General features: G+C 35.9%; 8 protein-coding genes. All 8 read right to left on the reverse strand.

Annotated elements, in window-relative coordinates; all coding sequences use genetic code 11:
- Positions 1 to 250: hypothetical protein (locus ORL93_RS30585; RefSeq protein ID WP_265960321.1), on the reverse strand; the 250-nt coding region annotated here is incomplete at its 3' end.
- A 33-nt stretch (positions 251 to 283) separates the two neighbouring features.
- The gene (locus ORL93_RS30590; RefSeq protein ID WP_006097286.1) at positions 284 to 517 is read right to left on the reverse strand and encodes a hypothetical protein; all 234 of its coding nucleotides are present in this window, start codon (positions 515 to 517) and stop codon (positions 284 to 286) included.
- A 22-nt stretch (positions 518 to 539) separates the two neighbouring features.
- Positions 540 to 1,001: a hypothetical protein gene (locus tag ORL93_RS30595; RefSeq protein ID WP_033799439.1), complete on the reverse strand. Its 462-nt coding sequence runs from the start codon at positions 999 to 1,001 to the stop codon at positions 540 to 542.
- Positions 998 to 2,206: a MobP2 family relaxase gene (gene mobP2, locus ORL93_RS30600; protein ID WP_098236028.1), complete on the reverse strand. Its 1,209-nt coding sequence runs from the start codon at positions 2,204 to 2,206 to the stop codon at positions 998 to 1,000. Before mobP2 ends, ORL93_RS30595 begins: the two co-directional genes overlap by 4 nt.
- On the reverse strand, positions 2,203 to 2,460 hold the full coding sequence (locus tag ORL93_RS30605; RefSeq protein WP_265960322.1) for a hypothetical protein: 258 nt from the start codon (positions 2,458 to 2,460) through the stop codon (positions 2,203 to 2,205). The genes mobP2 and ORL93_RS30605 overlap by 4 nt, the downstream gene beginning before the upstream one ends.
- A 257-nt stretch (positions 2,461 to 2,717) precedes the next feature.
- Positions 2,718 to 3,590, reverse strand: coding sequence for a hypothetical protein (locus ORL93_RS30610; protein ID WP_265960324.1), 873 nt, complete (start codon positions 3,588 to 3,590; stop codon positions 2,718 to 2,720).
- A 21-nt stretch (positions 3,591 to 3,611) separates the two neighbouring features.
- Complete coding sequence (locus tag ORL93_RS30615) at positions 3,612 to 4,211, reverse strand: MerR family transcriptional regulator (protein ID WP_265960326.1); 600 nt, start codon at positions 4,209 to 4,211, stop codon at positions 3,612 to 3,614.
- A 49-nt stretch (positions 4,212 to 4,260) separates the two neighbouring features.
- On the reverse strand, positions 4,261 to 4,454 hold a 194-nt coding region (locus tag ORL93_RS30620), incomplete at its 5' end, for an NlpC/P60 family protein (RefSeq protein WP_265960327.1).

Raw genomic sequence — 4,454 nt, forward strand, 5'->3', positions numbered from 1 at the left:
CTTCAATCAATTCATCCATCGTTTCTTCATTCCAGGTTTCTAAATCTGTTGGAACACATATTTTATGAGTTTTCATGTTGATAGGAATAAGTAAATCATTTTCTGGAAGCTCAATATAATCAAATAACTCTTGTTTTTCCTCTTCTGTTAATGGAATTGTAACTTCTTGATTTGCAACGTGAAAAGTAACTTCTCTTTCGCCAATAGATTTTATAATTCCAAGTTCAATGTCTTCATGAAACAATAGCATTTTATCTTCTCCTCTTTTGTTAATTATTTATTTTCAATCCACGATTGTATTCTTTTTCATAAACCATTTTGTTACTTTATGACTCCAAACAAGACATACAACAGCAACAATAGAATAAGAGAGGTAGTACACTCCCATCTTATGACACATATATGCACCTAATACATTTGCATAACCAAACAGCAACCATATTCCCCCTGTAACATAGGGGGAAGTTTTGTTCGCAACTTTTGTTAATAGCTCAAACACTTTTTCTAACTTTCTCATTGCATACCTCATCCTTTCTTTATCAATTCACCTCCTCCACTGGCACAAATACTTCTTGTTGTTGCCCCCTCGAAGCTTGATAATCTATCTTCTTTTGTCGTTTATGTGCAATTCTTTCCTCTACTACCTCCCTTATATGTTTTGTTGCTTCGGTTTCTGCAATATCAGTTGTACAAACCCCTTGATACTGTTCATGCTCATAGATGCCATTCATAAACTCAATTAACATTTGTGTATTTTTATCAGCACTATTCGTACCAAGTCGGATTTTTGTAAGTTCTTCTTTCAACACCTCATGAAGGTGCTTTGTCACGACTTCTGTAATATATCGAAGCGACCATTCTTGTTGTTTCGCTTCTTTATGCTCTTTAAAGATTTGTGCTAAAGCGACCCCGTTGTATCTAATTTTATGTTCTTCTTTAAATGCCATAAGATAATCATCAGTATCTTTTTCTAACTTTAATACACGCCTTACTTTACTCATCGTTCATATCCCCTCTCATTTTGTTGTTGGATTTCTCTCTCAAGACGTTCATAATAACGTTGGTTTTTCCAACTTTCATATTCACTTTTGAACGCACCCTCCATTTTCCTAAGTGCATACTGCATCGAGACATTTTGTTGAAAGTTCTTTCGCTGACTGGGCTTTCGGTCTAACATTTCATCAATGCGCTGTCGTTCTTTATCGTATGCTTTCATCTCTTGTAAAAACGCATTTCCCATTCGCTTGTGAAGCTCTTCTATTTTATTTCCCTTATAATTTTCATATCGTTTCTTATCACCAGAACCTTCTCCATATGCTCTCTTTAATACGTCTACTTCTTGATCTAGCTTTTGAAGAAACTGTTTATAATCTTCCTTATAATGCTTCTCAATATATTTTTGCGTTAATGCATCGAGATGAGGACGGAGTGGGCTTAATGTATTGTAACTGTATTGCCATTGCCTTTTATCTTCTGGTAAGCGTTTATAAATAAACTGGAATAATGGTTTTAGCTCTCGATTGCGCCATGTGAATGTGGAATCTTCTTTCTTTTTTGCAACCATATTCTTTCGAATCAAATCGTTAATCTGTTTTTGTTCCTGACCACGATCCATAATATTTTGAACCACTTTCCCCTTCATCGCATCCAACGTTTTTTGTTTTCGCTTCCCGCGATCCCTCGTTGGAAATGGTTCAACAGTTGCGACATGAATATGAAGGTTATCCGTATTATAGTGAATCGCTCCTGACCAAACTGCTGTATGTTCTAACTTTTCTCTTTTCAACATTTCTTTCATCGCTATTCGGGTGACATCCATCAATTTTGTTTCATCTACAGTACGTGTTCTAGGATCATACACACCATGTTCTGCAAGCCAATCATTATCAAAAGTGATGACATCTTGCCACATAATACTTTTATTCTTTTGAGCGAGCTGAAACATCTTTTTTAAATCTTTCTTTTCATTTTCCTTTAAACCGTTACTATGCTCTGTGAAGAGGGAAGATGTCTTCTCTGCATCTCCCATATAATCCTGATACAGAGAAAACATTTTCTGATGCGCTTCACCTTCTCTTTTTGCATCTTCTCGGTCGACATACTCCACATAATCCTGAAATGTTTTTCCATCCGCCGTAACAAAACGAGACACTGTCACCACACCAGGCGTCACCGTTGCTTGTGAAGGACTTGCTGTTTGGCTCATACCTCATCATCCTGCGTCATCATTTGTAAAAAGGCATTCATTTCTTTTACAGCTTCGAAACAACTTTCCATCGCATAGATATTTTTTTCTAACAACTGTTGAAGATACAATTCACGATTTTGTTGTTCACGATAGAATGCTAATGTTTCAAGTTGCCCCTGTAAGAATTTATCTCTTGAAAGCCCTTTTGCCTTTGCTATTTCATCAATTCGTTTCACCGCAATTGGGTTCATATTTCGAACTCTTATCTCCATTTTCATTTCCTCCTCCAAATTCGGGATCTCCACTCAAAATAGTGAGAAGAGCATAAGGGGTTTTTGTTCCCACTTAGGGTGTGAAGCTAGGCAAAGCCTAGCGAAACCGTGGGAACAAGAAAAGTAACCAAAAGTACACTCAAGGTACAGTCAATATCTTCCAAAGTTCAGTCGAGGTACACTAAAAATCTATTAAAAGTGCACTCAAGGTACACCTAAAAACCATGAAAGTACAGTCAAGGTACACTACACTTTTTTCACGAACGCTCTACATCTTTTGCCTTCTCATCTAACTTTTTAATCTTTTCTTTCACTTGCCCTTGCTCCCATTTATATATTTCAATCTTCTCTTTTGACTGGTTAATATTCGTTTCTTTTGAATTGATTTTCGCATCAGTTTCCATTTTTTCCGTTTCAGTTTGGTACTTAGAATCGTTTTTCCATTCCGTGATTTGCTCTTGCCACTGTGTTTGTTTAGAGCTTTCTTGTTTCATGACTTCATCGTACTGTTTTACTTTTTCTTTTAAGATTTTTTGTTCCATACCGATAAACACTTTCGCATAATCACCTTTACTTTTTTGTGAAATACCCTCTTCTATTTCCGTTTTCTTTTGATCGGAGAAGAATGATTTTAAGAATGTTTGTTTTTCATCTTCTTTTGAAGCTTCGTTTTCTCCTTCAGCCTTTTGCTTTGTCTCTACTGTTACATCTCGATTATTTTTTTCCAATACATCGAGCGCAACTGCTTGCCATTTTGGAGATAGTTCTTTCACTTGTACAACCATATTTTCATCATCTTGGTACACCACTTTTACTGGTAACTGAAGATTCGGATTTGCTTTTTCTTGTGCCTGGAACTGATACTTTTCTCCATCTCCTCCCTCTACATGAAGAAACATTTCTATTGTATGGGAAGCTGGATCATATGCTCTTTTCTCTATCGTCATGGTTCGATTTCCAAATAACGTAACCGGCTTTTTCATCTCTGTATGATAGACCGGTTCTTCATAGGGTAAATATAATTTCGAAGTAAAAAAACCGAAAAAACCAACAAACATAAACCCAACAATTAAACCGTATATCCATGATTTTTCACGTCTTAAATTCACACTATTATTTACAACTTCCATTTACTAAACACCTCACTTTTTTTAAGATGTAACGATCTGAACCGCTAGTTCTTCTACATTGGTTACTTGCCAACTCTCTTGATTTTTTTGCACCGTTACTTTCATAACATTTTTCGTTTTGTCTGTTGTTCCATTCGCTCCAATTGTCACTGTATTTTGAAATTCTGCGATCACTTCTACCTGAGAAGCACCAATCCTATAGGCTTGTAAGTATAACTTCATATCAGATGGTTTAGATACGTATGTGTCCTCCATTTCGAATGTATCCGTTGGATAAAAGAGCTGAAACACTTCATCTTTCATTAATTTTTTTGCTTGTTCTCTTCGTCCTTCATACCCCTGCTTTTCTCGATGAAATGATAGTTGAATAAACTTTTCTACTGCTGAAAGATATGATTGTCGCTCTTGTTCTTGTTCCGAAGGAAGAGTTTCCTTCACTTTCTTTTTCAGTTCTTCATTTTCAGTTTGTAACACCTGGTTACGAACTTTTAATTGCTTTACATCACCCGTTTCATCGTTACGAGAATACAAAAAGATGTTCAAAAAAGTAACGCCTGCAATGACAATTGCAAGCGCTACAAACCAGACTTTTCTTTTATCTTTTTCATTCGTTTCACTCACTAATGCCGCCTCCTTAACTTGTAATCCCCTATCCAGTTTTGTTATCATTTTAGTAACGTCTCACATGTCCTTTAAATACTTTAGTCCAGTATGGAGTCGATAAATTTTCGATTGAGACACCTTTATTCGTTTGACAACCAATGAAAGTATTTTGATCAATGACAATGCCAACATGACCGTCATGTTTATACGTATCAAAGAAAATAACATCACCAGCTTTCATTTCCATTGGTGAAATTTGTG

It is taken from the genome of Bacillus sp. DHT2 (genome assembly GCF_026241455.1).
GTDB classification, from domain to species: Bacteria; Bacillota; Bacilli; order Bacillales; family Bacillaceae_G; genus Bacillus_A; species Bacillus_A pseudomycoides.

Bases quoted from the DNA above. Each gene is read 5' to 3' on its own strand.
- ORL93_RS30605 (WP_265960322.1), bottom strand. From the start codon at position 2,460: ATGGAGATAAGAGTTCGAAATATGAACCCAATTGCGGTGAAACGAATT.
- ORL93_RS30595 (WP_033799439.1), bottom strand. From the start codon at position 1,001: ATGAGTAAAGTAAGGCGTGTATTAAAGTTAGAAAAAGATACTGATGAT.
- ORL93_RS30590 (WP_006097286.1), bottom strand. From the start codon at position 517: ATGAGAAAGTTAGAAAAAGTGTTTGAGCTATTAACAAAAGTTGCGAAC.
- ORL93_RS30610 (WP_265960324.1), bottom strand. From the start codon at position 3,590: ATGGAAGTTGTAAATAATAGTGTGAATTTAAGACGTGAAAAATCATGG.
- mobP2 (WP_098236028.1), bottom strand. From the start codon at position 2,206: ATGAGCCAAACAGCAAGTCCTTCACAAGCAACGGTGACGCCTGGTGTG.